General features: G+C 71.4%; 23 protein-coding genes and 1 riboswitch. Of the genes, 10 read left to right on the top strand and 13 right to left on the bottom strand.

The window, feature by feature from the left end:
* Positions 1-10: 10 nt before the first annotated feature.
* Genes nagA through AB0J90_RS16060 form a run of 3 tightly spaced genes read right to left on the bottom strand, consistent with a single transcriptional unit; the run spans position 11 to position 3,032 of the window.
* Complete coding sequence (nagA, locus tag AB0J90_RS16070) at positions 11-1,120, bottom strand: N-acetylglucosamine-6-phosphate deacetylase (protein WP_363596422.1); 1,110 nt, start codon at positions 1,118-1,120, stop codon at positions 11-13.
* 11 nt (positions 1,121-1,131) lie between these two features.
* Entirely contained in the window at positions 1,132-2,106 is a 975-nt protein-coding gene (locus AB0J90_RS16065) for an ROK family protein (RefSeq protein WP_363596420.1), read from the bottom strand.
* Entirely contained in the window at positions 2,103-3,032 is a 930-nt protein-coding gene (locus tag AB0J90_RS16060; protein WP_363596418.1) for a sugar isomerase, read from the bottom strand. Before AB0J90_RS16060 ends, AB0J90_RS16065 begins: the two co-directional genes overlap by 4 nt.
* A gap of 191 nt (positions 3,033-3,223) precedes the next feature.
* Here AB0J90_RS16060 and AB0J90_RS16055 point away from each other — a divergent pair, with 191 nt between their 5' ends.
* From AB0J90_RS16055 to AB0J90_RS16040, 4 genes are all read left to right on the top strand, one after another.
* On the top strand, positions 3,224-4,009 hold the full coding sequence (locus tag AB0J90_RS16055; protein WP_363596416.1) for a DeoR/GlpR family DNA-binding transcription regulator: 786 nt from the start codon (positions 3,224-3,226) through the stop codon (positions 4,007-4,009).
* A 179-nt stretch (positions 4,010-4,188) separates the two neighbouring features.
* Entirely contained in the window at positions 4,189-5,130 is a 942-nt protein-coding gene (locus AB0J90_RS16050; protein ID WP_363596825.1) for an ATP-binding cassette domain-containing protein, read from the top strand.
* Positions 5,127-6,137, top strand: coding sequence for an ABC transporter permease subunit (locus tag AB0J90_RS16045; protein ID WP_363596414.1), 1,011 nt, complete (start codon positions 5,127-5,129; stop codon positions 6,135-6,137). The genes AB0J90_RS16050 and AB0J90_RS16045 overlap by 4 nt, the downstream gene beginning before the upstream one ends.
* A 116-nt stretch (positions 6,138-6,253) precedes the next feature.
* Entirely contained in the window at positions 6,254-6,673 is a 420-nt protein-coding gene (locus AB0J90_RS16040; protein ID WP_363596412.1) for a DUF3263 domain-containing protein, read from the top strand.
* A 35-nt stretch (positions 6,674-6,708) separates the two neighbouring features.
* On the opposite strand, the gene AB0J90_RS16035 is transcribed toward AB0J90_RS16040, so the two are convergent.
* A complete protein-coding gene (locus AB0J90_RS16035) occupies positions 6,709-6,924 on the bottom strand; it encodes a hypothetical protein (protein WP_326562283.1) in 216 nt (71 codons plus the stop codon).
* Positions 6,925-7,206: 282 nt separating this feature from the next.
* On the opposite strand from AB0J90_RS16035, the gene AB0J90_RS16030 reads away from it, so the two are divergent.
* Together AB0J90_RS16030 and AB0J90_RS16025 are read left to right on the top strand one after the other, a co-directional pair.
* On the top strand, positions 7,207-8,049 hold the full coding sequence (locus AB0J90_RS16030) for a hypothetical protein (RefSeq protein WP_363596410.1): 843 nt from the start codon (positions 7,207-7,209) through the stop codon (positions 8,047-8,049).
* A 203-nt stretch (positions 8,050-8,252) separates the two neighbouring features.
* Positions 8,253-8,744, top strand: coding sequence for a GNAT family protein (locus AB0J90_RS16025; RefSeq protein WP_363596408.1), 492 nt, complete (start codon positions 8,253-8,255; stop codon positions 8,742-8,744).
* 26 nt (positions 8,745-8,770) lie between these two features.
* Here AB0J90_RS16025 and AB0J90_RS16020 read toward each other — a convergent pair whose 3' ends face one another.
* Positions 8,771-9,349: a CGNR zinc finger domain-containing protein gene (locus AB0J90_RS16020; protein WP_363596406.1), complete on the bottom strand. Its 579-nt coding sequence runs from the start codon at positions 9,347-9,349 to the stop codon at positions 8,771-8,773.
* Between the two features lie 208 nt (positions 9,350-9,557).
* Between AB0J90_RS16020 and AB0J90_RS16015 the strand changes: the two genes are divergently transcribed.
* Positions 9,558-10,271: a type 1 glutamine amidotransferase domain-containing protein gene (locus tag AB0J90_RS16015; RefSeq protein ID WP_363596404.1), complete on the top strand. Its 714-nt coding sequence runs from the start codon at positions 9,558-9,560 to the stop codon at positions 10,269-10,271.
* A gap of 78 nt (positions 10,272-10,349) precedes the next feature.
* Here AB0J90_RS16015 and AB0J90_RS16010 read toward each other — a convergent pair whose 3' ends face one another.
* From AB0J90_RS16010 to AB0J90_RS15975, 8 genes are all read right to left on the bottom strand, one after another.
* Positions 10,350-11,615, bottom strand: coding sequence for a DUF1996 domain-containing protein (locus AB0J90_RS16010; RefSeq protein WP_363596402.1), 1,266 nt, complete (start codon positions 11,613-11,615; stop codon positions 10,350-10,352).
* Positions 11,616-11,809: 194 nt separating this feature from the next.
* Positions 11,810-14,101, bottom strand: a complete 2,292-nt coding sequence (locus AB0J90_RS16005; protein WP_363596400.1) for an AAA family ATPase — start codon at positions 14,099-14,101, stop codon at positions 11,810-11,812.
* A 78-nt stretch (positions 14,102-14,179) separates the two neighbouring features.
* Positions 14,180-14,812, bottom strand: a complete 633-nt coding sequence (locus AB0J90_RS16000) for a hypothetical protein (RefSeq protein ID WP_363596398.1) — start codon at positions 14,810-14,812, stop codon at positions 14,180-14,182.
* A 38-nt stretch (positions 14,813-14,850) separates the two neighbouring features.
* Positions 14,851-15,447 carry an ATP/GTP-binding protein gene (locus tag AB0J90_RS15995; protein ID WP_326563112.1) on the bottom strand — a complete coding sequence of 199 codons (597 nt, stop codon included), beginning with the start codon at positions 15,445-15,447 and terminating at the stop codon, positions 14,851-14,853.
* Positions 15,448-15,625: 178 nt separating this feature from the next.
* Complete coding sequence (locus tag AB0J90_RS15990) at positions 15,626-16,126, bottom strand: DUF742 domain-containing protein (RefSeq protein ID WP_363596396.1); 501 nt, start codon at positions 16,124-16,126, stop codon at positions 15,626-15,628.
* Positions 16,123-16,599, bottom strand: coding sequence for a roadblock/LC7 domain-containing protein (locus AB0J90_RS15985; RefSeq protein WP_363596394.1), 477 nt, complete (start codon positions 16,597-16,599; stop codon positions 16,123-16,125). Before AB0J90_RS15985 ends, AB0J90_RS15990 begins: the two co-directional genes overlap by 4 nt.
* Positions 16,596-19,529, bottom strand: coding sequence for a nitrate- and nitrite sensing domain-containing protein (locus AB0J90_RS15980; protein WP_363596392.1), 2,934 nt, complete (start codon positions 19,527-19,529; stop codon positions 16,596-16,598). The genes AB0J90_RS15985 and AB0J90_RS15980 overlap by 4 nt, the downstream gene beginning before the upstream one ends.
* A complete protein-coding gene (locus AB0J90_RS15975; RefSeq protein WP_363596390.1) occupies positions 19,516-20,739 on the bottom strand; it encodes a hypothetical protein in 1,224 nt (407 codons plus the stop codon). The genes AB0J90_RS15980 and AB0J90_RS15975 overlap by 14 nt, the downstream gene beginning before the upstream one ends.
* A gap of 370 nt (positions 20,740-21,109) precedes the next feature.
* On the opposite strand from AB0J90_RS15975, the gene AB0J90_RS15970 reads away from it, so the two are divergent.
* From AB0J90_RS15970 to thrC, 3 genes are all read left to right on the top strand, one after another.
* On the top strand, positions 21,110-23,968 hold the full coding sequence (locus AB0J90_RS15970) for an alpha/beta fold hydrolase (RefSeq protein ID WP_363596388.1): 2,859 nt from the start codon (positions 21,110-21,112) through the stop codon (positions 23,966-23,968).
* Position 23,969: 1 nt separating this feature from the next.
* Positions 23,970-24,854 (top strand): ABC transporter permease subunit, encoded by an 885-nt coding sequence (locus tag AB0J90_RS15965; RefSeq protein WP_363596386.1) that lies wholly within the window; start codon positions 23,970-23,972, stop codon positions 24,852-24,854.
* A gap of 137 nt (positions 24,855-24,991) precedes the next feature.
* Positions 24,992-25,124, top strand: a riboswitch (SAM riboswitch).
* An 11-nt stretch (positions 25,125-25,135) separates the two neighbouring features.
* Positions 25,136-26,434, top strand: coding sequence for a threonine synthase (gene thrC, locus AB0J90_RS15960; protein ID WP_363596384.1), 1,299 nt, complete (start codon positions 25,136-25,138; stop codon positions 26,432-26,434).
* Positions 26,435-26,475: the final 41 nt, after the last annotated feature.

Genomic DNA, 26,475 nt, shown 5'->3' with positions numbered 1-26,475 from the left:
AAGAGCTGGATCAGGAGAGCCAGACACCGGCGCGCATCACGCGGACGACCCGCAGGTCCTCGTCGAGTTCGACCAGGTCGGCGCGGTGGCCGGGGATGAGGGCGCCCAGGTTGTCGCCCTGACCGATGGCGCGGGCGGGGGTGGTGGAGGCCATCCGGCAGGCGTCGGGCAGGGCGATTCCGGCGTCGACCGCGCGGCGCAGGGCGGCGTCCATGGTGAGCGTGCTGCCGGCGATGGCGCCGTCCCGGGCAAGCCGGGCCGCCCGGTCGGCGACCACCACCGTCTGGCCGCCCAGCTCGTACTCGCCGTCGGGCATGCCGGCGGCGGCCATCGCGTCGGTGATTAGGGCGGACCGGTCCGCGCCGCCGACGGAGGCGGCGAAGTTCAGCGTGCCGTCGTGCAGGTGGACACCGTCGGCGACCAACTCGCACACCACACCCGCCGCGCCGAGCAGCGCGAAGACCGGGCCGGGTTCGCGGTGGTGCGGCGCACGCATGCCGTTGAACAGGTGGGTGGCGACGGTCGCCCCCGCGTTCACCGCGGCGATGGTCTGCTCGTACGTGGCGTCGGTGTGCCCGACCGCGGCGACCACACCCCGATTGACCAGCAGCCGGATCGCCTCCAGCGCGCCGGGACGCTCCGGGGCGATGGTGACCATGCGGATCGTGCCCTCGCCAGCGTCGAGCAGTTCGCCGAGTTCGTCGAGCGACGGGTCGCGCAGGAACTCCGGGTTCTGCGCCCCGCACCGAGCTTCCGACAGGTACGGGCCCTCGAAGTGGATGCCGGCGAGCACCCCCTCCTTGACCAGCGGCGCGAACGCCGACGTTGCCTGGTGCATCAGCTCGGTCGGTGAGCTGACCAGGCTGGCCAGCAGGGTGGTGGTGCCGTGGGAGAGGTGGAAGTTCGCCGCCCCCCGGGCCGCGTCGGCGTCCCCGGTGGTGAACGTGTGCCCGCCGCCGCCGTGGGTGTGGATGTCGACGAAGCCCGGCACGATCCAGTTTCCGTCCCGGATCGACGGATACTCGGCGACCGCGGTGATCCGCTCGCCGCCGAGTTCCACACACCCCTGCCGGATGACTCCGGTCGGGGTAACCACCTTGCCAGTCACGCGATCCGTCACGAGGGCTCCTACTACCTGTCGGGGGTGGGGGCGGTGTTGAGGGCGTCGAGGGCGAGCAGTGCGGCGCCGAGGCAGCCGGCTTCGTCGCCGAGCGCGGCCCGTACCAGCTCTGGTTCCCGGTGGAAGGTCAACCGGGCGAGTAGGGCGGCGCGCAACGGGACGAGCAACTCGTCACCCGCTTCGGCCAGGCCGCCGCCGACCACCACCACCGCCGGGTCGTAGAGCGCCTGCGCGATCAGCAGCCCGTCGGCGAGCGCCTCGACGGTTTCCTGCCAGATCCGGGTGGCGAGCTTCTCCCCGGCCGTCGCCCGGCGTACGACCTCGGCCGCGCTCGCCGGTTCACCGGCCAGTTCGGTGTAACGGCGGCCGACGGCGGCGGCCGAGGCGATCGCCTCCAGACAGCCGACCTGGCCGCAGCCGCAGCGGGGTCCGTCCGGCCGGACGACGATGTGCCCGAGTTCACCGGCCGCGCCGTGCGCGCCGACGTACGCCGTACCGTCGATGGTGAGGGCTGCGGCGATGCCGGTGCCGATGGCGACGAAGAGCACGTACCGGCCGCCCTGGCCGGCACCGATCCGCGCCTCGGCGATGCCGCCCGCGCGTACGTCGTGGCCGAGCGCCGCCGGCAGCCCGAGGCGTTCGGTGACCAGAGCCCGCAGCGGTACGTCGCGGAAGCCGACGTTCGCCGACCAGACCGCCACCCCGGCGGCCTCGTCCACCACCCCGGGCACCGCGATGCCGACCGCCACCGGGTCGAGCCCGTCGGCGCGGGCCCGGTCGGCAAGTCCCTCGGCCACACCGAGAATGGTCTGGACCACCGCGTCGGGGCCCCGGTCTGCGCGGGTCGGGTGCCGTTCGGTGTGGTGGCTGGTGCCGTCCGGCCGGACCAGCGCGCACTTGATGCCGGTGCCGCCCACGTCGAGCGCGATCACCACGGAGGGATGGGCGGAACGGGTGGACCGGGCCGCCGGGGCGGCCTCGGTCACGTCAGCACCACGGAGCGGGTGAGGTTGCGCGGGGTGTCCGGGTCCAGGCCACGGCTGACGGCGAGGGCCACCGCGAACCGCTGGGCCAGGATCAGGTCGGCCATCGGGTCGAGCGGCGTACGGCCGGCGGCCCAGTCACCGAGCACGGTGTGGGTGCCGTTGGTGCGACTGTGGACGAAGGCGGCGCCGGTGCCGGCGATCTCCTCGGCCAGCCCCTCCGGGATGTCGCCGAACGCCCACACCATGCGGCCGGGTCCGGCGATGGCGATCGGGCCGTGGCGGTAGTCCATCGCCGGGTACGCCTCGGACCAGAAGGTGGCCGCCTCCCGGCATTTCAGGGCGGCTTCCTGGGCGAGGCCGATGGTCCAGCCCCGGCCGAGGAAGGTGGCCTGTTCGATCTGGGCCGGGTCGACCGGCAGCGGTGCGCGTACGGCCACCTCGGCGTCGTGGGCCAGCGCGGTGAGGTTCTCGCCGAGGTGTGCCCGCAGCAGCGCGAGCGCGCTGGTGGCGAAGCGGGTCTGCACCACGGACCGCTCGTCGGCGAAGGGCAGCCGTACGTCCGCGCTGGCGAGGCCGACGGCGGGTGAGTCGGGGTCGCCGACGATGACCGTGGCGGGGGTGCGGCCGTGTACGGCGGCGAGCAGGTCGAGGACCTCGGTGGTGGTGCCGGAGCGGGTGATCGCGATGATCCGGTCGTAGTGGCGCTCGGCGGGGAACTCCGACGCCTGGAACGCGTCGGTCTCGCCCTGGCCGGCGCGTTCGCGCAGGGCCGCGTACGCCATGGCGATGAACCAGGAGGTGCCGCAGCCGACGACGGCGACCCGTTCGCCTCGTCGGGGAAGTGCGTCGGCCGATGGGCCGGCGAGTGCGGCGGCCTGTAACCAGCAGTCGGGCTGGCTGTTGATCTCCGCGTCGACGTACGCCATCAGGGCTCCTCGCTGGCGAGAAATGCTGCGCGATACCGTTCGTTCCGCACGTCTTTCGCGCGTTATTCTGCTCGAAACATGTTCGACCTGGCAACTGTGCGCAGGTTCGCGCAAGCGCTCTCTTTGCGCCACCGTAGTTTCGCGCACTAGTGTGCACGCAATCAATCACCGTACGTGCATGGAGGCTCGCGGTGGACCGGTACGCGAGATGGAACGCCCTGCTGGAGCTGCTGACCGAGAGCGGCCGGGTCAGCGTGGAGGACGCCGCCGCGCGGCTCGACGTCTCGCAGGCGACCATCCGGCGTGACTTCGACCAGCTTGCCCAACAGCAGATGATCAACCGGACCCGTGGTGGCGCGGTCGCCAACGGGGTCTCGTACGACCTGCCGCTGCGCTACAAGACGGCCAAGCACTCGGCCGAGAAGCAACGCATCGGCACCGCCGCCGCCGCGCTGGTCTCACCCGGCACGGTGGTCGGCCTCAACGGCGGCACCACCACCACCGAGGTCGCCCGCGCGCTCGCCGTACGCCCGGACCTCAACACCAGCGCCGACGGCGCACAGCTCACCGTCGTCACCAACGCCCTGAACATCGCCAACGAACTGCTGGTCCGCTCGCGGATGAAGGTCGTCGTGGCCGGCGGTGTCGTACGCCCGCAGTCGTTCGAACTGGTCGGACCCCTCGGCGGGGCGCTGCTGCGCGAGGTCACCCTGGACGTGGCCCTGCTCGGGGTGGACGCGATCGACGTACAACTCGGCGCGGCCGCCCACCACGAGGGCGAGGCGTCGATGAACAACCTGATGGTGGCGCGGGCAAAGCGGGTGGTGATCATCGCGGACTCGTCCAAACTGGGCGGTCACGCCTTCGCCCGGATCTGCCCGGTGGAACGGGTCGAGACCCTGGTGACCGACTCCGGGGCGGACCCCGCGATCGTCGAGGGCTTCCGCCAGGCCGGCGTACACGTCATCACGGCTTGACCAGTATCGGCATTTTGGGTGTTCGGGGCATCTCCCGCTGATATATCGACTACGGTGGCGCGAGTCATGACCGTTCGCACGGGAGGTCGGCGTTGACGGCCGTACTGGAGATCGAGGGTCTGCGGAAGACCTACCGGAGTAGACGTCGTGGCACCCGGCACGCCCTGGACGGATTCGACATGCTGGTCGAGGCGGGGCAGGTGCACGGCTTCCTCGGCCCGAACGGCTCCGGCAAGACGACCACCCTCCGTACGCTGCTCGGCCTGATCAAGGCCAACGGCGGCCGGATGGCGCTGCTCGGCCGTGAGGTGCCGGCCGCCCTGCCCGACGTCGCCGGTTCGGTCGGCGCGATCGTGGAGAGCCCGCAGTTCTTCCCGAACTTCACCGCACAGGACACCCTCTCCCTGCTGGCCGGTGCCGGCGGGGTGCCGCAGGCACGGGTCGCCGAGGTGCTCGAACTGGTCGGGCTCCGGGACCGGAGCAAGGACCGGGTCAAGTCCTACTCGCTGGGCATGAAACAGCGGCTCGCGGTCGCCTCCGCCCTGCTGAAGAACCCCCGACTGCTGATCCTCGACGAGCCGGCCAACGGCCTCGACCCGGGCGGCATCCGGGAGATGCGGGCGCTGATGCGCAACCTGGCCGAGTCCGGCATGACCGTCGTGCTGTCCAGCCACATCCTCGGCGAGGTCCAGCTCATCTGCGACTCCGTCACCATCATCTCGCGCGGCCGGCGGGTCGCCGCCGGTCCGGTCTCCGAGGTCCTCGCCCAGCACGCCGGCAGCGGCCTTCGGGTACGCCTGGAGGCGGCCAGCGAACTGCCGCTGGCAGCCGAGGCACTCACCCAGGCCGGTGCACGGGTGAGCACCGAACCGGACCATCTGATGGTCTACGGCGTGGAGCAGCCCGCCTGGGTCAGCCGTACGCTCGCCGGCCACAACCTCTACGTCAGCGAACTGGCCCCGGTCACCGCCGACCTGGAGAGCGTCTTCCTGGACCTGACCGCCACCGCGCCGGTGCCCGGCCAGCACCGCCAGGTCGACGAGTCCGCACTCGTCGGCGGCGCCGGCACCGATCCAGGACCCGCCGGATCCGGCGGCACGCCGGGAGGTTGGGGAGTATGAGCCTCTACACGACCGAACTGCGCCGGATCTTCAAGCGCCGGGTGACCCGGCTGATGCTGGCCCTGCTCGTCCTCGGGCTGGCCGGCATCGCGATCGCCTTCACCGTGAACAGCCACAAGGTCGGCCCGGCACAGGTGGCCGCCGCGGAAGTCCGGGCCGAGGCGGCGTACCAGGAACAGATGCGGTACCACGCGGAATCCGTACGCGCCTGCGAGGCGGCCCAGGCGGCCGGAGCGGGCACCGACCAGTTCCCGCCCGACTGCGGGCGGCAGTGGGCGCCGACCCGGGACAACTTCCAGGCGCAGTGGTTCATGCCGTACCAGTTCGAGTTCCGTGAGGAGTTCGGCGCCTTCATCGCGATCTTCGCCGGCATCCTGGCGCTGTTCGCCTTTGTCGTCGGCGCCTCGTACATCGGCGCGGAGTGGCACACCGGCGGGATGACCAACCTGCTGCTCTGGCGGCCGAAGCGGCTGACCGTGCTGTTCACCAAGCTGGCCGCGCTGCTCAGCACGCTGCTCGGCCTCAGCGTGGTGCTCGGTGCGCTGTGGACCGCCGCGTTCTGGCTGATCGGCCGGTTCGACGGCGTGACCGGGAAGATGACGCAGGGGGTCTGGGAGTCGTTCGCGCTCTCCGGTCTGCGCGCGGTCGGCCTGGTGCTCGCGGTCGGCGCGATCGCCTTCGGCCTGGCCTCGCTGGGCCGGCACACCGCGATGGCGCTCGGCGTCGCCGTCGGCGTCACCGTGGTCAGCGAGATCGGCGTACGGACCATCATGGGCCTGATCGGCACCCCGTTCGGTGACCGGTACGTCCTGTCCACCTATGCGCTGGCCTGGTTCGAGAAGCGGTGGACCCTCTTCGACTACGACGCGTGCAACTTCCGGGGCGGCGAGTGCGTACCGGGTGAACTCGTCGTCACCTGGCAGGACTCGGGCCTGGTCTTCGGCATCGGCACGGTGGTGGTGCTCGCCGCCGCGATCTGGTCCATGCGCCGCCGCGACGTCACCTGATCCGGGCCGTTCGTCGACGAAGCTCGCGGTTCGGGGATCTGGGAGTTCGGGCCGGGCGCGATTAGGCTGGTGGGGCCGTACGGCGGGTGCGGCTGCCGAGGTCTGCGAGGAGCGCCATGAAACCGGGTGCTGACGCTCCAGCCACCGACGACGACAACCCGGCGGCGGCGCAGACTGCCGCGCCGACCACCGCGCCGGTCGTACCGGGTCAGCGGATCGGCCCGGAACACCGGACCGACCCGGAGTCGCCGGATCGCGAGCCCGACGACGCCGAGCCGGTCGAGCAGCCTACGGCTGCGAAGACCGTTGGGCTGACCGAGCGGGAGCAGGAGATCCTGGTCTTCGAGCGGCGCTGGTGGAAGCACGCCGGGGCCAAGGAACAGGCGATCCGGGACTCCTTCGACCTCTCCGCCACGCGCTACTACCAGCTACTCAACGCCCTGTTGGACAATCCGGCGGCGCTCGCCGCCGAGCCCGTACTGGTGGCCCGGCTGCGCCGGCTGCGCGCCGCCCGCTCCCGTACCCGCCGCCGCTGACGCCCGACCACGCGGGCGGCAGGACGGGGACGGTGTTACTTCTCGTACGTCCGCAGGCCGTTGCCGAGCGCGATGAACGTGGGCGCCCACTCGCCGACGAAGATGCCCCAGCGGTCCGCGCGGTCGATCTCCGCACCCTTCTCGAACTGCTTGGACATCAACCAGCAGCCGAATGACAGAGCGATGCTCGCGAAGCCCGCCGCGTAGCAGTGATCCGACTTCAACCCCATGTCGTGCAGCTTCTGCAACATCTGGCCCCCCAATCGCGCGGTGTCGTCACCCGGGCGTGGGCGGGCACACCGTTCACGCTTGACGCTACCGTCGGTGACGGCGAAGGATCCTCGTGTTCGCGATAACCGTCCGCCCCGGCACGTACTTTCGCCGGCTGCGCGGGTATTCCGCGGGTGGGAAGGGACTCATTGCCTGAGAGTGGCGGGCCCGTTCGGGTAGACATGGATCAAGGCGAAACTTCCTCGACACCCCTTCGATCGAGCGCAGCCCCGCTGCCTCGCGGCAGAGCCGGAGACCCCAGGATGATGCAGGTATGGTCCGCCTCCGAAGCGGCACCGGACCGACTGGCCAACGAGGATCACGTCTTCCAGTACGGGCAACTGGTCGGCGTACTCGACGGGGCGACCGTGCCGGAGGGCTTCGACACCGGTTGCGTACACGGTCCGGCGTGGTACGTACGCAGGCTGGCCGCGCGGATCGGCCTGGTGGCCGCGGACCGTCCCGGCGCCACCCTGATGGAGATCCTCGCGGGCGCGATCGACGCGGTACGCGGTGACCACGGCAACCGGTGCGACCTGGGCCATCCCGGCACCCCGTCGTCCACCGTGTGCATGATCCGGCAGGGCAGCGAGCACGTCGACTACCTGGTGCTCTGCGACAGCCCGCTGGTCGTGGACCTGGGCAGCCGGTTGCAGGTGATCACCGACGACCGGTTGGACACCACGATGGTCGGGGTGAGGTCGGCCGCGTTCGCGGGCGGGGCGGGCAACGACGACAGCGACCCGCAGGCGCGGTTCCGGCGCTCGGTCACCTGGCAGCGGCAGCAGATGAACACCCCGGGCGGCTACTGGGTCGCCGCCGCCGACCCGGACGCCGCGTACCACGCCATCGGCGGCGGGTTGTCGCTGACCGGGCCGGACCGGGTACGCCGGGTCGCGCTGCTCACCGACGGTGCGTCGTACGCGGTCGACAAGCTGGGCCTGTTCGACTGGCACAACCTGCTGGCCCTGCTCACCGCCGAGGGGCCGAGCGAGTTGATCCGCCGGGTCCGCGCCGCCGAGCAGGACACCGGCGACGGCGAGGATCGGCACCGCTTCAAGCGGTACGACGACGCGACCGCCGCGCTCTGCCGCTTCGACCGCTGACGGCCGTTCGTCCGCTATCGCCGATCCCGTCCCAGATCGGAGCGACACGGGAGCCGATCGACGTGACCGGCCTACTGTCGGTCACCACCGCCCCGGCCGTTCATGCAGCCGCGCGGGCTGTACCGGACAGGGCCTTTTGGCGTAACGGCCGCGCTTGGCCAAAGCGGTGGACGAGGCGGGTGCGCGCCGGCAACACTCCGAACGTGAGCAGCAACGTACAACTGACGCCGATCGACGAGCAGACCCTGGAGCCGTTGCTGTCTGTAGCCGTCGCGGAGGCGGAACCCGACGACGTGATGCCGCCGGTCGAGGCACCGGCCGGCTGGTCGCACGCGCGCCGGGAGGCGTTCCGGGAGTTCCACCGGGCGCGCTTCGACGGGCTGGACGGCACCGCCCGTACGCTGATGTTCGCGATCATGGTCGACGGTGACGTGGTGGGCATGATCCGGATGAGTCACCACGAAAAGCCGGCGACGATGGAGACCGGAATGTGGCTCGGCAAGTCGGCGCGGGGTCAGGGCATCGCCGCCACCGCGTTACGGCTACTGCTCGCCGAGGCGGTCGGTGCCGGCGCCCGCCTGGTGGTGGCCGAGACCACCGCCGACAACACCCCCGCGCTGGGTGTACTGCGACGGGCCGGTGCCGAGTTCGAGCGGGACGGCGAGGCGGTCAGGGCTCGGATCCGGCTCGGCTAGCCGGTCCTGAGCCGGCTGCGGCTCGGTTAGCCGGTCCTGAGCCGGCTGCGGTACGCGCGCATCGACGCCTGTGAGCCGCACGCGGCACTGCAGTAGAGGCCGGAGGTGTTGCGGGTCTTGTCGAAAAAGCCGGAGTGGCAGGAGGAGTTCTTGCACACCTTCACCCGCGACCAGCCGCCCCGGGCGGCGAGGTCCGCGACGGCGGCGAAGAGCGAGCCGAACGCCCCCGGTACGCCGGACTGGGACGCGACGAGCGTGCAGCCCTCGGCACTGATCCTCGGGGTGAGCGGGTAGCGCTCCGCGATGCGCTGGAGATATGCCTCGGCGTCCGGAACCGCCGTTTCGTCGTCGACGCAGCCGGCGTGCGACCGGAGGATCGTGACGAAGGCCGCGCGCAGTTCCTGGGCGGCGACCGCGTCGGCGTACGTGGCGGAGGGAGCGGCGTCGGCGAGGCCGGCTCTGGTCAGCCAGTCGGCCAGCCCGGTCCGGCCGTCGAGCAACTCGGGTTGTCCGTCGCCCGTGGGGCGGGTGTTGACGAAGCCCAGGATCAGATCCGAGCTGTCACACACGCTGGGCGCACAGGCGTCCGCCTCCGTTCCCGGCATGGTCAACCACCTCCTCGTGCGACAAAACTACCGTACCTCGGGCCCGATGCCGAGGTGATGAGCTAAGTTACTACGACAATAACGCACGCGATGTCTGTCGAGTTGCCGTTAGGACCGAAGGTGGTACGGTCGTTGCAGTGGCGCGGTTCGTGGCGCGCCCGGCACCGATCGCGGCCCGTTGTGGGGCCGCGTCACCCAGGGAGTAAACATGTCATCGATTCTTATGATCCTGACCTCGGCCCGCACCTGGAGCCTGCGGGACGGGGGTCAACGCCCCACCGGCTTCTGGGGCGAGGAGTTCGTGGTGCCGCACCGCCTGCTCACCGAGGCCGGAGTGAACGTCACCATCGCCACCCCCGGCGGACTGGTTCCCGTCGCCGACGAATTCAGCCTGGTGCCGGAGACGAACGGGGGCGACGTCGAGAAGGTGGCCGAGTTCAGGGCGTACCTGGAGCGGGTAGCCCACCTGCTGGAAAAGCCCGCCCGGCTGGAGGACATCGACCCCGCCGACTTCGACGGTGTACTCATCCCCGGTGGTCACGGCCCCATGCAGGACCTGGCGGTGAACCCCGACGTCGCCCGGGTGCTGGCCACCCTGCTGCCCGACCAGAGCAAGGTGGTCGCCGGGCTCTGCCACGGCCAGGCGAGCTTCTTCTCCGCCGGCAACCCGGACGGCAGCTGGCTGTTCAAGGGACGCAAACTCACCGCGTTCACCGACGAGGAGGAGACCCAGACCGGTCTCGCCGCCAACGCCCTCTGGCTGTTGGAGGAGCGGCTCCGTGGGGGCGGCGCCGAGTTCTCGTCCGGTCCGGCCTGGGGGTCGTACGTGGTGGTCGACGGCAACCTGGTCACCGGTCAGAACCCCGCGTCCGGCGAGGCGGCGGCCAAGGCCATCCTGAAGGAGCTGGCCGCCCGCGCCTGAGCGACCGGCACCGGCCGCGAACGCACCCGCCGGCTCACGGCGCTGTTCTGCCATGAGCCGGCGGGAGTCGCGTCGGCGTTACTTCTGGTACCCGTAGTTGTCGCAGGTCCTGCGCTGGAAAACGCAGTTCTTGGTGCGCTTGTTCATGGTGGTGGTGTCCCACATGACAAACGCGTCACCGTGCATCGAGGAGGCGCTCTTGCCGTCCTTGTCGGAGGAGAGATAGTAGCCCGCGGGGGTGCCCTTCGCTCCGTACTGGATGTCGAAGGTGATCGCCGGGATCTTCACCGGGTGACTCGACGGGCAGGCGTCGCCGGAGGGGTACGCCACGTGGTCCTTGTGGTTGGGGCTGTCCAGGTGCTTGCCGTCCCAGCAACCCGGGAACTGCATCATGAAGTGCAGCGTGGCGTCCCCGCCGCAGATGGGCCAGTTGCCGTTGGTGCTGCGGGCGATGCCGTCGAGGTCGCCGGGGCCGTAGAAGGCGCAGTAGAACTGGCCGGTCGCGCCGCGCGGCGTCGGCGTCCTCTTCTTGGCGTCGCCACTGACCATGCGCAGGCCGTTCGGCATCGGTAGCTGACCGGCCGGGTTCTTCGTCTGCGCGCGGTAGTAGACCCGGAAACCCGTGGTTTCGACCGGCTGGCCGGTCGCGTTGTCGTAGAGCGTCGGCACCCAGTACGCGGAGTGGTCCTGGACCGGCTTGCAGGAGGTGGCCGTGAACTTCATCAGGTCCTCGGCCACGGTGTCCGCGTCGACGGCCTTGTTGCCGACGAACGAGTGCATGTGCGAGGCGCCCGGAAGGCCGGGCGCGACGATCGGGTCGTCCGGCAGCCGGTGGCTGTACTGGCAGTCCGCGCGGAACTCCGGGAGATTGCCCACGCCGGCCGGAACGGGGTCGATCTTCAGCGCGTTGTACGCGTTGACCTGTGCCTTCCACGCCGCGTCGTCAACCGGGAGCCAACCGGGCGCGGTGTTCTTCGGCCTGGTCACGGCCTGTGGCCCCGACGCCCCGGCCGCTGCCGACGGCGACGCCCCGCCGGCCGCCGACGCCGCTGGGGTGGCCGACGGCACCGAGCCGAGCGCCTCGGTCTGCCCGGCCGGCTGACCGTTCGTCTCCCCGGTCGACGGCGAGGCGTACGCGAGGGCGTTGGCGGCGTTCGCCGGATCGGGCTCGGCGGCCGGGTCGCCACCCAGGTACACGGCTGCGGCCGCGACGACGATCACGACAGCGACCGCGCTGGCGGTCACACCGGCGACCATGCCCAGCCTGTTACCGGCGAGCCGCCCCAGGAGGCCGGGACGTGGCGGAGGACTTGCGTCGGGTTCGCGGAACGAGCTGTATGACACGGATTACTCCCCAACAAGCAAGGCACGACAAGCTGACCGGACGGCCACGGCCGCCGTATGTTAGGCGCTTTCGACCCGTACCCGAAAGTTTCTTAAAGCCCTCTTAAAGCGGGTAGCGCTAATTGCCCTTCGAAGGCATCGAAGGACCATTCCTGCGCATCGGGATTACGAAAAACAACTGACAATATCGTGGGTCACCCGGGAGTGTGCTGCTCCGCGTACGCGGCGAGCCAGGCGACCTGTACGGGGTCGAGCGACGGGCGTACCCGTTTGCGGGCGGCGGCGACGTGCGCGGCGGTGACCGTGGCCGCGGACAGTGACTCCCGCATCGCGACCAGCGCGGCCTCCCGGATCAGCGCCGCACAGTCGGCAGCCGAGAACCCGTCCAGCGACTCCGCCACCGACACCAGGTCCACGTCCGGCGCGAGCGGCACCGGCTTCGCCACCGCGCGCAGGATGTCGGCCCGGCCATCGGCGTCCGGCGGCGGTACGTAGACCAGCCGCTCCAGCCGGCCCGGACGCAGCAGCGCCGGATCGACCAGGTCGGGCCGGTTCGTCGCCCCGACCACTATCACGTTCCGCAGGGTCTCCACCCCGTCGAGTTCGGTGAGCAGGGCGGCGACCACCCGGTCCGTGGTGCCGCCGTCGGTGGCCTGTCCACGGGTCGGTGCGAGCGCGTCCACCTCGTCCAGGAAGATCAGGGTCGGTGCGGCGTCGCGGGCCCGGCGGAACAGTTCGCGTACGGCGCGTTCGCTCTCGCCGACCCACTTGGAGAGCAGTTCGGCGCCCTTGACCGACAGCACGTTCGCCCGCCCCGAGCCGGCGAGCGCGGTGACCAGGAACGTCTTGCCGCAGCCGGGCGGCCCGTAGAGCAGCACCCCGCGCGGCGGTTGCACACCGAGCCGGGCGAACGTGTCCGGGTAGGTGAGCGGCCACAGCACCGACTCGGTCAGCGTCTCCTTCACCTCCGCCATGTCACCGACGTCGTCCAGGGTCACCGTCGCCAGCCGCAGCGTCGACGACGACATCGAGGTCGGGCGGACCACCTCCAGCGCGGCGATGAAGTCGACCATCGCCACCACCGGCGAGGCGTCCGTGCGTTGGCGCAGCGCCGCCCGGACCCCGGCCTCGCGGGCCAGCGCGGCCAGGTCGGCGGCGACAAATCCGGGCGTACGGGCAGCGACCTCGTCCAGCCGTACGTCCTCGGCGAGCGGCATCTGCCGGGTGAGTACGGTCAACTGCTCGCGCCGCAGGGCGGTGTCCGGCAGCGGAACCGCCAGTTCCAGCGACAGCAGATCCGGGGCGCGCAGCGACGGGTCGACCGCCTCCGGTCGGCTGGTCGTGCAGACCACGGCGGCACCGGCCCGGATCGTCTCGCCGAGCAACTGCCGGAACACGGTGGCCAGCGGACCCGGCTGGTCGTACGGGGCGAGCGCCTCGACATCCGTGACCAGGAGCACGGCCGGGCCGTTGGCGCGTACCGAGGTGGTGACCTCGTCCAGCCGGCGGGCGGCGGCGTCGTTGGTCAGTGCCGCAAGCTCGGGTGCCCAGACCGCCTCCACCCTCGCTCCCACCGTGCCGGCCACGGCCCGCACCAGCGCGGACTTGCCGGAACCGGCCGCACCGGTGATCAGTACGCCGAGCGAGACGGTGGTGCCGAGCCGCCCCAGCACCTCACCGTGATGGAAGCCGAGGTCGAGCAGTTCGCTGAGCGCCTGCGCCTGGGCCCGTACGCCCGGCAGGTCGGCCAGGCTCGGCGTCGGCTCCGGCTCCACCACCGGCTCGGCGGTGGTGGGCGGGACGCTGTTGCCGAGCGGGGCGGCGGTGTTCCGGTCCGGGCGCGGCACCCGGTCCCGGCTGGGATCCGTACCCGGCGCGGTGGTGCCGGTCGGGCGCGGGGCCGTACTCCTCGGGAGGTCGTCCGACCAGCCGACGACGGTGTCCATGGTGACCAGGGCGGCGGACGAGGGCTCGGCGGCGGCGACGGTGACCAGGGTGCTGGTCCAGGCGTACCCCATGGTGTTGGCCAGGCTCCGCCGGGCGGCGTCGAGCAGCGCCCGTACCCCCTCGTCCGGCAGTACGTCGCGGGGCAGCAGCGACACGTCGTCGCCGACGGTGACCAGCTTGCCGAGCAGGGCGAGCCGGAGCAGCTCCGCCCGTACGACCGCGGTGACCTCCGGCGGTCCGGCCAGGACCACCCGGCGGGCGGCGACCACCGGCGCCGGTGCGACCGTCACCGGGTCACCGGCGCGCACACCCAGGTTGCCGAGCAGGAGATCGTCGGCATGCAGCAGGTCCCGGCCGGTGCCCGCGTCCGCACGGGCCACGATGCCGGCGGTGCTCCGCCGCCCGGTCAGCCGTACGGGGTCACCGGGATGCAGCCCCAGCGCGGTCAGTACGGTCGGATGCAGCCGGACGATGCCCCGGCGGGCGTCCAGGGTCGCCGATCGCAGGTTCGCGGTGAGAATGAGATCGGGCTCGGCCACCGGCCGAGCGTAGCCGCCGGGGGCACCCCGGAACCGTCTACCCGGCTCGCCCACACCGCAGCGCGCGGGCCGGCCGCGTCACTGCTCGTCGGGGCCGCCGAGCAGGGACGGGTCTCGCCGGATCAGCTCGGCCAGCCGGGCGGCCGAGTCGACCGACGACTCGCCGGGCGCTGCCGCCGCCCAGTTCGGCATCGGCTGCACCGGCAGCGGCCAGGTGGGCGGGGCCGGAGCAGGTACGGGTGCGGGTGCCGCCGGTTCGTCGGCGGGAATGACCGTCACCCTCCCCTCCGACCAACCGACCCGGATGGCAGCGTGCGACGTACCCTGCTCCATCGACAGGCGGACCGTGAGGCCCGGATGGTGGGCGACCACCTGCCGGACCGCATCGGCCACGTCGTCGACCGGCGTCCGCTGCGCCGGCACGGGCGGCCGGACGACCTCGGCCGCGGACCGAATGCTCTCCGTGGACGAGCGGATGGTCTCGGCCGGCGGGCGCAGACCGGCGTTCGGGGACCGGGTGGGCTCGGCCTGGTAGCGGGTGCCCCCGACCGGGTAACGGGTGCCCTCGACCGGTGGGTGGTTGCTTTCGACCGCCGGGCGGGGGGCGTCGACCGGAGAGCGGTCACCCTCCGTAGGCGTGGCGGAGCGCCGTCGCAGCAACTCCTCCCGCCGGGCCATCCGGGCCAGCGCGTCGTCCAACTCGCCTCGCATCACGCCACCTTTCCCGACCGTCGTGCCGTGGTCACGGGCTACGACTCCCGCTCCCGGATCGCCCGGTCCAGCGCACGGTCCAGGACGACCAGCAGGGCGTCGCGTACCGATAACCGGTCCCGGGCGTCGAACCGCACCAGCGGCACATGTTCGCCGATCGCCAACGCCCACCGGATCGAGTCCAGGTCGTGGGCGAGTTGTCCGTCGAACGCGTTCACCGCGACGACAAAAGGCAGTCTCGCGCGCTCGAAGAAGTCGATCGCAGGGTAGCAGTCATCCAGCCGGGCGCTGTCGACGACAACCAGCGCCCCAAGCGCACCCCGTGCCAGGTCGTCCCACATGAAACCGAACCGGGACTGACCGGGAGTGCCGAAGAGGTAGAGCTTCAGGCTGCGGTCGATCGTGACGCAGCCGAAGTCCATCGCCACGGTCGTCGTGGTCTTCTCCGAACGGGTGCCGGGGTCGTCGACGCCGATCCCGGCGGTGGTCATCTCCGCCTCGGTGGTCAGCGGTGCGATCTCCGAGATGGCACCGACCGTGGTGGTCTTCCCGACGCCGAAACCACCGGCGATGAGGATCTTCACCGGGATCGGCGCGGACTTCGGACGACCCGGTGCGGCTCCGCCAGCCCCCATCGGCTCGCCGTAGTCGATACCGGCGCTCGGCCGGGCGTGCCGGGCGGCGGGCGCGGACGGCCCGGCGTACCCGGCCGGGATGGCGTTGCCACCCGGGCCGCCGTGGCTGGCCGGTCCGCCGTACCGACTCGGCGCACTGTTGACGGGGGAGCCGGCGGCCGTCGGGGTGGCCGGCCACTCAGGAGATCGCACGAAGTCCATCGATCACTCGCAGAATGAGGTCGGGGTCGTGGGCATCCTCGATGTCGTAGGTGTGCACATCGAGGTGACCGGTGGCCCGGAGGTCACCGACCAGAATCTTGGTTACGCCGAGATGCAACCGCAGGCGAGCGGAGATCTCGGCCACCGACATCGGTTCGGCGCAGAGCGTGACGATGTCCTGTAGCTCCGGTGCGAGTCGACCCAGCGGCGGACTGGTCCAGGACGGCCCGTCCGGCCGGGCCGTGACCTGCGTCTCCAGGCAGATCGCCGGGTCGACGCTGTCCACCCGGCCGGCGGTCAGGACAAACGGCCGCAGCCCCTGTGGCACCGGGCCGCCGAGCCCCAACTCCGCGTTGGAGGCGTCGCCGTCGAGCTCCGGACCAGGTTCGCCGGGTGTCGACGCCGCCGCATGCAGATAGGGGCGGATCCGGATGGCCGGCTCGGGCTCTCTCCCCGCGCCGGCCGCGGGCCGGGTCACGACTGTACGGAGTTCTTCAACTCGACGATGAGCCGAGGCGTGAGCGCACTTCCCGCCCGGCCCGCGAAGAGCGTCATCTCGTACGCGACCGTGCCCAGGTTTGCTGAGCGGTCGGCGACGACGCCGAGTACGGAGCCACTGCTGATCGAACTGACCAGCAGATAACCATCGGTCATGTCCACGATCACCCGATTCAGTCCGCCGAGTGAATACCAGTTGGCCGCGCCCCCGGCGAGGCTGGTCATGCCGGAGACGACCGCTGCGAGTCGCTCCGCGTTGGACCGGTCCTTGATCGCTGACATCGCCATCAGCAGTCCGTCGGACGAGACCGCGATCGCCTCGACCACCCCGGCCGTGTTGGTGGTGAACGAGTCCAGCAGCCAGTTGAAGGTCCGGGCTTCCTGGCTGAGTTCTCCAGTGGCCGTACCGGACTGCTCGCGATCGATGCTGTCGCGGATGAAGGGGCTGGTCATCGTGGTGTTTCCTCTTCGTGACGGTGGTCGGTACGGACTTCGCTCAGGGCACGGGCCACCCCGGCCTCGAACTGGGTGACGAGGTTCCGGACCTCGTCCGGGTCGTCGGGGCGGCTGCCGGACCGATGCCGGTCCCAACGTGGTGCCGGTCCGGTCGGCTCCAGGTTGCGGCCCGGTACCCGCCGGGTGAGCTGCACCGGTCCCGCGGCCACCGAGGCCACCTCCGGTGCCAAGCCCCGGGTCGCCCCCTCCGGTTCCCCGAGCGGGGAGGCGGTTCCCGGCTGCTGGCGCTGCGCCCGTCGTACGCCGGCTTCGAACTCCTCGATCAGGGCGCGGACCACGGAGGGGTCGGCCGGCTGGGGGCCGCTGTTGCGACCCGGTCCCCGCCCGGCCGCGCCGGGTCCGTTGTTGGCGGGCAACTGGGCGCCCGGTACCCGCTGGCGCAGTCCGAGCGCCTTGGCGGCTCCGGCGTCGTCGGCCGAGGTCGACTCCCGGGTGTCGCCCGGCCCGGGCGGAGCGGTCGAGGCGTCGACCGGTGCCCCGGCGAACGCGTTCCACGGCACGCCTGCCGCCAGCGACCGGCTGGCCCGGTCCAACAGCGCCGCGTCGAACACCGGCTCCACCACACTGCCGACCGGAGTCACCCCCGCATCGGTACGGTCCCCGACGCCGCTGCCGGCGGCCTCGGCGGTGTCCGCGCCGACCGGCACTTCGAGGCCGCTCGGCCCGACCGGCGCTTCGAGGCCGCTCGGCCCGACCGGCGTGAGCTGTGCCGGTGCGACCTGCGGCGGGGTGTGCTGCGGCGGTGCGGGCTGGCCCGGTTCGCTCTGGACCGGCTCGCTCTGGATCGGCTGTGCGTGCACCGGTGCGGGCTGGACCGGTTCTGCCTGGGCCGGCGGGGCCAGCGCCGTGCTGACCAGCGCCCGGATCGGGTCGGCGACCGGTCCGATCGGCGCCGGTTTGCGGGTCGGCAACGTTCCGGCCGGGGCTGGATTCGCGTTCTGCACGACCTCCGCCCAGGTCAGCGATGTCGTCGGCACGGTGGCCCGGGCCACCGCGACCGCCGACGGTTCGGTACGGCGGTTCACCAGGAGCCGGTCGGCGATCTCGATCTCGACGGTCACGCCGCCGCCGGAGGTCGCCGACAGGGTCACCTCCCAGCCGTGCCGGCGGGCCAACCGGCCCACCACGAAGAGTCCGAGTACCTCGGTCGGGGCCAGGTCGAGCCGTTCCCGGCGGGTCAACCGGGCGTTCTCCTCGGCCAACCGCTCGCTGGTCATGCCGATGCCGTGGTCGACCAGGGTGAGCTTCACCCCGCCCTCGACCACCTCGCCGGTGACCGTCACGCGGGTGTGCGGCGGGGAGAAGGCGGTGGCGTTCTCCATCAACTCGGCCAGGGTGAGTACGAGGTCACCGATGACCGCCGGTGCCACGCCCATGTCGACCCGTACCTGGACGTCGACCCGGGTGTAGTCCTCGATCTCACCGAGGGCGAGCCGGACGACGTCGCCGAGCGGCATCGGCGCCACGTGCCCGTCGGCGCCGGCCGAGCCGGAGAGGACGACCAGGCTGCTGGCGCTGCGGCGCAGCCGGCTGGAGACGTGGTCGAGCCGGTAGAGGTGCTGCAGGCGGGTCGGGTCGGTCTCCTGGTGCTCCAACCGGTCGATCAGCGCGATCTGCCGGCCGACCAGGTTCTGCGTACGCCGGCCGACGTGACCGAACATCTGTGCCACGTTGCGCCGGCTCGCCGCCTGCCGTTCCACCAGGCGGGCCGCCGTACCCTGCACCCGGTCGAAGGCGCGGGCGAGGTCGCCGATCTCGTCCCGGGCCCGGATGTCGACCGGGTCGAGCCGGATCGGCGTGGCCGACTCGGACTCGTCGTCGGCGATCCGGACCAGTTCACCCTCGGCGACCCGGGCGACCCGGTCGGCGGACTGGGTGAGCCGGATCAGCGGCCGGGCGACCGTACGGGCCACCGCCAGGCTGAGCAGCACCACCACCAGCAGGGTGAGCAGGACCAGCCCGCCGACCCAATACGCCGTGGTCAGCGCCGCCCGCTGTTCCGCCGTCACCTGGCGGATGACGTCGGTGACGATCCGCTTCTCCACGAACTGCCCGAGGGTGATCAGGGAGGCGACGGCGGGGAAGAGCCGTTGCATGCTGAACCCGGCGATCGTGCCCTCGGGGTCCTGGACGAACCGGGTGAGGAACTCGCTGCTGGTACGGTTCGCCACCGCGTCCTCGACCAGGCGGTAGAGCGCGTTCTGCTCCGGGGTGGCGAAGGCGCTGAACCGGGTCGTGTTGACCGTCAGCGCGGCCATGTTGCTGACGTACGCGGTGATCGCGGCCTGGTTCTTGCTGGCGACCACCAGCACGATGATCGACGCGCCGGCGCTGATCCCCTCGTCCGTACGGAGCACCGCGTCGAGTGCGACCACCTGGCGGCCCTGCGGCGTGGCGGTGTCCACCCCGTCGGTGAGGTGCAGGGATTCGATCAGCGCCACGTTGACCGGCCCGAACTTGCCGAGCACCTGCTCCGGGGTGGCTCGGCGGCTCAGCACCGCGCTGCGCAGCTCGGCCAGTTGCTGCACTCCGGCGATCGCGGTCGAAACCCGGTCGGTCAGCTTGTCACCGAGGTCGGCGCGCAGGTCGGCGATCTCGTCGCTGACCGTGGCGGACTGCTGGATCAGCGTGGACCGGGTGGCGTGGCCGAGCAGGTAGCCGATGGACAGCAGCCGTTCCTGCTGCAACTCCTGCACCAGCGAGCCGACTCGGCCGGCGGTGCGTACCGCCTCTGCGGTGTCGGCGGCGCGGCTGGCCTGGCTCACTCGTTCGACCACCACCGGCACGGCCAGTCCGACCATGGTGAGTAGCGGGGTGATGACCAGCAGCGCGAGCTTGGCCCGGATCCGGAGCCTACCGAGCAGCATCGGAACGCCCCCAACCGCCGGGACCGTCGGAACCCGCACCGGCCGTGGCGACCGGGCGACCGGGCGGTTGCGCACCCGCCGCGCCGGCCGGTCCGGACGCGGACCATTCGACCAGCGCGTCCCAGCGTCCCGGTTCGGCGTCGAGCGGCTCGACCGGCGGGCCGTCCGGCGTACCCGGTGCGGCCGGTGCGGTGCGGCGGCGACGGCCGCTGAGCACGATCGCCGTGGCCAGGCCGACCATGAGCAGCAGGGCCAGCGCGGCGGCGCCGTAGGTGACCTGCTGGTCGCGGGCCAACCGGTTGTTGCGGTCGTCGATCAGGGCGGAGAGTTCGGTGAGGATGATCGAGGAGAGTTGCTCGGCGGCGGCGTGGGCGGTCACCCGGGCCCCGGCGATCTGGGTCAGATCGGTCTGGGAGGTGCCGTCGGTCAGTGCCGCCGCCGCGCTGAGCGCCTCGGTCGCGCGCTGGTAGCTGTCGAGCTGGTTGAGCAGGTTGCCGCCCAGGTTGGGGCTGTCGGTGCTTTCCACCGCGGACTGCAGGGACTCGATCAGGTCGGCGGCCGGGTCGAGCAGCGAGGTGCGGGCGGCGGTCAGCTCGGCGACCGTGCTCAGACGTTCGGTCGACCGTCGGGCCGCTCCGATCACCGCGAGGTCGGCGAGCCGACCGGCGGCGACCATCGCGGTGGGTAGTTCCTCACCGGCGGCGTCCTGCAGGTAGTACGAGTCGGCCTCGGGGTCGCGCATCAGTCCGGAGCTCTCCCGTACCTTGGCGTAGAGGGCCAGCAGCAGGTCGGCGGCCTCACGGTAGACGGTGTACGCGGCCTCGGGGCTGGTCCCGCCGCGATCCGGCAGAGCCTCGACCTTGGCCCGTACGCCGGCCCACCGTTCGCGGGTGCGCAGTTCGGCGCCGAGCCGGGTGTCGACGGCGGTGGTCCGTTCCACCGCCGTGGCCAGGGCTTCGCGCAGCACCGGGCGGCCGGCCACGGTCGCCGACTGGGCTTCGGTGAGGGCCACCGTCACGTCGGCGAGCGAGCGCAGATACTCGACTCCGTGTTGTTCCCGGATGGTCAGGTCCTGATCGGCGTCGACCGATCGCTGCAACTGAACGAAAAGCACGGCAACCGGCACCAACAAGATCACCACGAGGAACAGGCGCAGTGCGTTACCGGGCGCGTTCGGCCATCGTCGGGGCCGCTGCGCGGGAACTGTCATCGTGTATCTCCTCCGGCGACGGCCAAGGTCCGGGGGTGGGCGCCGAGGCCGCCGGGGTCCCGCCCACCGGAGCGGAAAACTAACTGAACGCCCGACTCTGTCCGTCCATCACGAACAGTCAGTTTCACGTCAGTTGCGGACCTGTGGTCGCGGGTACTCATATTCGTGACTCTGCGTGCTTATTGTCGAGCGACATGTATCGATTGAGTTTAATGTCCCAGTAGATCGGAATTCACATAGTCCGAATTTGTCCTCCCGTGCTCGGCCTTGGGATGTTCGTACGATGCATTTTGATCACCGATCGGGTTGACCGGACGGACGTACGGCGGATCTCAGGCACAGCACAGGTTCCGGCCCGTACGGTGTGCCCATGCCTTCCGCGCTGCCGTCCCGGCTCCGCCGTGCCCTCCACCATGTCCGGTCGCGGGCGAGCCGGCTGGGCCGACGCCGGCTCGTAGCGTCCGCCCTGGTCATAGCGCTGCTCGCGACCCTGGTCGGCTGGGCGGTCTGGCCCGAGGGCGTTTCCTTCCGTACCGAGGACCAGATGATCACCGTCCGTTCCGGACCCGACGGGAACCAGCCGGTCGACCTCGACACCACGCTCTACCTGCCGGACGGGGCCACCTCCGGAGATCCGGTGCCGGCGGTCCTGTTGCCGCACGGCTTCGGTGGGACCAAGGAATCGGTCCGCGCCGACGCCGAGGAACTGGCCGAACACGGGTACGCGGTGCTGGCGTACACCGCGCGGGGGTTCGGGCGCAGCGGCGGGGAGATCCACCTGGACAGCCCCGACTTCGAGGTGAAGGACGCCTCCCGGCTGGTCGACTGGCTCGCCGCCCGACCGGACATCAGTAAGGACACGCCCGGTGACCCGAGGATAGGCGTCGTCGGAGGTTCGTACGGCGGCGGCCTGGCGCTGCTGCTCGCCGCCGACGACCCGCGGGTGGACGCGATCGTGCCGATGATCACCTGGCACGACCTGGCCACGTCCTTCCTGCCCGAGTCGAGCGGCGGATCCCCCCTGGACGGAGTGTTCAAGAAGGGCTGGGCCGGAGTCCTGTTCGGCAGCGGCGGCATCGCCCCGGGTGTCGGGGCCATCAGTCCGGGCGCCGGGCCCGGAGACGGGTCGACCGGTCCGGGCGCCGGTCCCGGGGTCGGGCTGACCAATCCGGGCTGCGGCCGGTTCGCCGCCGACGTCTGCGCCGCCTACCTGGAGATCGCCACCACCGGGCGGGCCAGCGAACAGGCGGTCGCCCTGCTGCGCCGGTCCAGCCCGGCCGGCGTACTCGACCGGATCAAGGCGCCGACACTGCTGATCCAGGGCGAGGCCGACACGCTCTTCCCGCTCAGCGAGGCCGACGCCAACGCCCGAGGCATCGCCGCCGCCGGAACCCCCGTACGCGTGGCCTGGTTCACCGGTGGGCACGACGGCGGTGCCGGCCCGCAGACCGACCAGGACCGGACCAAGTTCCTCACCGTGCAGTGGCTCGACCACTACGTACGCGGCGACGCCGCCAACCCCGGCACCGGCTTCACCTGGTCCCGGCTCGCCGGCTTCGACGCGCTGGACCGGGGCCTGGTCGCCACCGGCTTCCGGACCGCCGACTACCCCGGCCTCACCGGCACCGACACGGCGGCCGGCGGCGGCACCCGCACGGTCACCGTGGGTGGCCCACCACAGCAGGTGGCGAACCCGCCGAACGGCAACCCGGCCGCGATCTCGACCCTGCCGTTCGCCGGTGTGCTGTCGAGCGTGGTCGGCGGGGTGGCCGGGGACCTGCCCGGCCAGCACGCCCGGTTCGTCACCGAACCGCTCGGCGAGCCGGTCGACGTGGTCGGCGCGCCGACGGTGTCGATCCGGGCCGCGTCACCGACCGGTGAGGCGGTGCTGTTCGCCAAGCTCTACGACATCGGCCCGGACGGGACCGCCGACCTGCCCAGCGGCCAGATCGCCCCGGTCCGGCTGACCGGCCTTCCGACCGACCCGGTGATGGCCGCGCCCACCCGGGTGACGCTGCCGGCGATCGTGCACCGGGTCGAGGCCGGACACCGGTTGGCTCTGGTGGTAGCAACCTCCGACCAGGGCTACGCCACCCCGGTCGAACCGACCGTCTACTCGGTCGCGCTCGGCGACGACCAGATCACCCTGCCCACGTTGACCGGCGAGCCGATCCCCACCACCGGAGCGCTCTGGCGCTGGGCGCTGGCCGCCCTGCTCGCCGCGATCGCGGTCGGGCTCGTCGTGGTCCTGCTGGTCGTCCGCCGCCGGCACCGCCGCCACGACACCTCGGTGACCGCGGAGTACGCCGACATCCCGCTGGTCATCCGCGAACTGCGCAAGGAGTACGCGGACGGCTTCGTCGCCGTCTCCCGGGTCGACTTCGAGGTGCACAGGGGGCAGGTGGTCGGCCTGCTCGGGCCGAACGGTGCCGGCAAGACCACCACCCTGCGGGTGCTGATGGGGCTGACCCAGCCGACCGCCGGAAAGATCTTCGTCTTCGGGCACCGGCTGGTTCCCGGGTCGCCGGTGCTCTCCCGGATCGGTTCGCTGGTCGAGGGGCCCGGCTTCCTGCCACACCTCAGTGGGCTGGAGAACCTGCGGTCGTACTGGCGGGCGACCGGGCGGCCGCTCGCCGACGCCCACTTCGAGGAGGCGCTGGAGATCGCCGGCCTCGGTGACTCGGTGCACCGCAGGATCAAGACGTACAGCCACGGGATGCGGCAGCGGCTGGCCATCGCGCAGGCCATGCTCGGCCTGCCCGAGCTGCTGGTGCTGGACGAACCGACCGACGGGCTCGACCCGCCGCAGATCGCCGAGATGCGCCGGGTGCTGCGCCGGTACGCCACCGGTGGCCGGGCGGTGCTGGTCTCCAGTCACCTGCTGGCCGAGGTGGAGCAGTCCTGCACCCACGCGGTGGTGGTCAACAAGGGCACCATCGTCGCCGCCGGGCCGGTCGAGGAGATCGTGGGCGAGTCGCCAAGCGTGCAGTTCGACGTCAGCGACCCGGCCGCCGCACGCGCCGTACTCGATCGGCTCGACGGGGTGGAAGTGCTGTCGAACGGTGACGGGACGCTGGTGGTGGACGTGAACGGGACCGCCCGCAGCGAGGTGGTCGCCGAACTGGTCCGGGCCGGGGTGGGAGTCGACCGGGTGATGCCACGCCGCCGACTGGAGGACGCGTTCCTCGCCCTGGTCGGAGACAACTCACGGGGAAGCGGGGACCGCTGACATGGCCGGCACGGATCAGGTGACCGTCGAAAGCGCCGGTGCGGCAACCGGCTACCGGCCGGGCGCGACCCTGTCGGTGGCAACCGAGTGGCGCCGCCAGTTCGCCCGGCGACGTACGCAGTTGACCCTGGCGGCGATGGTCCTGCTGCCGCTCATCGTGCTGATCGCGTTCCAGTTCAACTCGGGCGGGGACGACGACAACGGCAACAACGAGTTCGCCAGCCTGATCGACCTGGCCACCTCCGGCGGGCTCAACTTCGCCCTGTTCTGCATCTTCGTGTCGTCGTCGTTCCTGCTGGTCGTCGTGGTGGCGCTGTTCTGCGGCGACACGGTGGCCAGCGAGGCGAGCTGGGGCAGCCTGCGTTACCTGCTGGCGGTGCCGGTGCCCCGGTCGAGGCTGCTGGCGGTGAAGCTGGTCGTCGCGCTGGCGTACTCGGCACTGGCCCTGCTGCTGCTCGCCGGCACCGCGTTGGTCGCCGGCATCCTCCGCTACGGCTGGGAACCGTTGCAGAGCACCGTCGCCGCGCAGATCCCCGCCGGTGAGGGCCTGCTCCGGCTGCTCGGCGTACTCGGATATCTGGCGGTGGCGCTGCTGGTGGTGGCCGGGCTGGCGTTCCTGCTCTCGGTTTCCACGGACGCCGCCCTGGGCGCGGTCGGTGGCGCGGTGCTGCTCTGGATCCTCTCCAGCATCCTGGACCAGATCCAGGCGCTCGGCGTGGTCCGCGACTTCCTACCGACCCACTACAGCACCGCCTGGCTGGGCCTGCTCTCCACCCCGATCCAGACCGACGATCTCGTACGCGGCTGCATCTCGGCGATCAGCTACGCCACCATCTTCTGGAGCCTCGCCTTCTGGCGCTTCACCCGCAAGGACGTGGTCAGCTGACCGGCGTCGCCGGCCCGCCAGGCTCTGGTGACAAAACTCGCAAACCGCCCGTACTCGGGGTGGGGTGTGGGTCACAGGGGTGGCGGGGTGCTGGGCTGGGGCGGGCTTCACCCGTAGGATCAGGCGTACAACTGAATACCTCATCCAGAGGGGCAGAGGGATACGGCCCGATGAAGCCCCGGCAACCACCCACCGGCTCGATGACGAGCAGGTCGTGGCAGGTGCCAAGTCCGTCCCCGCCGCACCGCGCGGCGTTGGGAAAGATGAGAGGACGGCATCGCATGACTGCGATCCTTGGCGAAACCCAGACTCCCACCAGCGGCGAAACCCCGCCCAACCCGGCGCGCGCGTTGGTCTGCAGGGGCTGCGGTGCGCAGTATCCGCTGATTGCGCAGCATGCCTGTTACGAGTGTTTCGGCCCGCTCGAGGTCGCCTACGACCAGGATGCACTGGCGAAGGTCACCCGGGCGGACATCGAGGCCGGGCCGCAGAACATCTGGCGGTACGCCGCACTGCTCCCCGCCGGCCAGGACCCGGCAAGCCGGGTCACCCTCGACCCCGGCCTGACCCCGCTGGTCGCCGCCCCGCACCTCGCCGCCGAGCTGGGCATCACGGCGCCGCTCTGGGTCAAGGACGACAGCGCGAACCCCACCCACTCGTTCAAGGACCGGGTGGTCTCGGTGGCGCTGACCGCCGCGCGTGGCCTGGGCTTCAACCGGTTCGCCTGCGCCTCCACCGGCAACCTGGCCAACTCCGTCGCCGCGCACGCGGCCCGCGCCGGAGTCCCGTCGATCGTGTTCATCCCCGCCGACCTGGAGCAGGGGAAGATCATCACCACCGCGGTCTACGGCGGCGACCTGGTGGCCATCGACGGCTCGTACGACGACGTGAACCGGCTCTGCGGCGAGCTGGTGGAGACCGACGAGTTCGAGGACACCGCGTTCGTCAACGTGAACGTGCGGCCGTACTACGCCGAGGGTTCCAAGACCCTGGGGTACGAGGTCGCCGAGCAGCTCGGCTGGCGCATCCCCGAGCAGGTGGTCATCCCGATGGCCAGCGGCGAACTGCTGACCAAGATCGACAAGGCGTTCAGCGAGCTGGTCGAGATCGGGCTGGTCGAGGCGCCGGCCAACGGCTGGAAGGTGTTCGGCGCCCAGTCGGCCGGCTGCAACCCGATCGCGACCGCCCTGCACGACAACACCGACACCATCGTGCCGGTCAAGCCGACCGGCATCGCCAAGTCGCTCAACATCGGCGACCCCGCCGCCGGGCTGTACGCGCTGGAGGCGGTGCGGCGTACCGGCGGCTGGATGGAGTACGCCGACGACGACGAGATCCGCGACGCGATCCGGCTGTTGGCGCGTACCACCGGGGTGTTCGCCGAGACAGCGGGCGGGGTGACGGTCGCCTGCCTGCGCAAGTTGGTGGCGAGTGGGCGGCTCGACCCGGCCGCCGAGACCGTCGTCTACAACACCGGCGAGGGACTCAAGACGATCGACGCGGTGGCGTCGCTGGTGGGGCCGACGTACCGGGTGAAGCCGTCGTTGAAGGCCGCCCGCGAGGCCGGTCTGCTGGGCTGAACCCGCTGGTCCGACGGCTGATGGCGGCCCGCTCGACGGAG

The organism is Micromonospora sp. NPDC049523, assembly GCF_040676775.1.
Classification (GTDB): domain Bacteria; phylum Actinomycetota; class Actinomycetes; order Mycobacteriales; family Micromonosporaceae; genus Micromonospora_G.
Note: the sequence above shows the minus strand (reverse complement) of the source record. Positions and strands in the feature narration are given on the sequence as shown.

What these genes read in the sequence shown, in the direction of transcription:
- AB0J90_RS15995 (WP_326563112.1), bottom strand. Translation starts at nt 15,447, where the DNA reads ATGGGGGCTGGCGGAGCCGCACCGGGTCGTCCGAAGTCCGCGCCGATC.
- AB0J90_RS16030 (WP_363596410.1), top strand. Translation starts at nt 7,207, where the DNA reads ATGATGCAGGTATGGTCCGCCTCCGAAGCGGCACCGGACCGACTGGCC.
- thrC (WP_363596384.1), top strand. Translation starts at nt 25,136, where the DNA reads ATGACTGCGATCCTTGGCGAAACCCAGACTCCCACCAGCGGCGAAACC.
- AB0J90_RS15975 (WP_363596390.1), bottom strand. Translation starts at nt 20,739, where the DNA reads ATGACAGTTCCCGCGCAGCGGCCCCGACGATGGCCGAACGCGCCCGGT.
- AB0J90_RS16060 (WP_363596418.1), bottom strand. Translation starts at nt 3,032, where the DNA reads ATGGCGTACGTCGACGCGGAGATCAACAGCCAGCCCGACTGCTGGTTA.
- AB0J90_RS15970 (WP_363596388.1), top strand. Translation starts at nt 21,110, where the DNA reads ATGCCTTCCGCGCTGCCGTCCCGGCTCCGCCGTGCCCTCCACCATGTC.
- AB0J90_RS15965 (WP_363596386.1), top strand. Translation starts at nt 23,970, where the DNA reads ATGGCCGGCACGGATCAGGTGACCGTCGAAAGCGCCGGTGCGGCAACC.
- AB0J90_RS16040 (WP_363596412.1), top strand. Translation starts at nt 6,254, where the DNA reads ATGAAACCGGGTGCTGACGCTCCAGCCACCGACGACGACAACCCGGCG.
- AB0J90_RS16045 (WP_363596414.1), top strand. Translation starts at nt 5,127, where the DNA reads ATGAGCCTCTACACGACCGAACTGCGCCGGATCTTCAAGCGCCGGGTG.
- AB0J90_RS16050 (WP_363596825.1), top strand. Translation starts at nt 4,189, where the DNA reads ATGCTGGTCGAGGCGGGGCAGGTGCACGGCTTCCTCGGCCCGAACGGC.
- AB0J90_RS16015 (WP_363596404.1), top strand. Translation starts at nt 9,558, where the DNA reads ATGTCATCGATTCTTATGATCCTGACCTCGGCCCGCACCTGGAGCCTG.
- AB0J90_RS16000 (WP_363596398.1), bottom strand. Translation starts at nt 14,812, where the DNA reads ATGCGAGGCGAGTTGGACGACGCGCTGGCCCGGATGGCCCGGCGGGAG.
- AB0J90_RS15985 (WP_363596394.1), bottom strand. Translation starts at nt 16,599, where the DNA reads ATGACCAGCCCCTTCATCCGCGACAGCATCGATCGCGAGCAGTCCGGT.
- AB0J90_RS16020 (WP_363596406.1), bottom strand. Translation starts at nt 9,349, where the DNA reads ATGCCGGGAACGGAGGCGGACGCCTGTGCGCCCAGCGTGTGTGACAGC.
- AB0J90_RS16035 (WP_326562283.1), bottom strand. Translation starts at nt 6,924, where the DNA reads ATGTTGCAGAAGCTGCACGACATGGGGTTGAAGTCGGATCACTGCTAC.
- AB0J90_RS15980 (WP_363596392.1), bottom strand. Translation starts at nt 19,529, where the DNA reads ATGCTGCTCGGTAGGCTCCGGATCCGGGCCAAGCTCGCGCTGCTGGTC.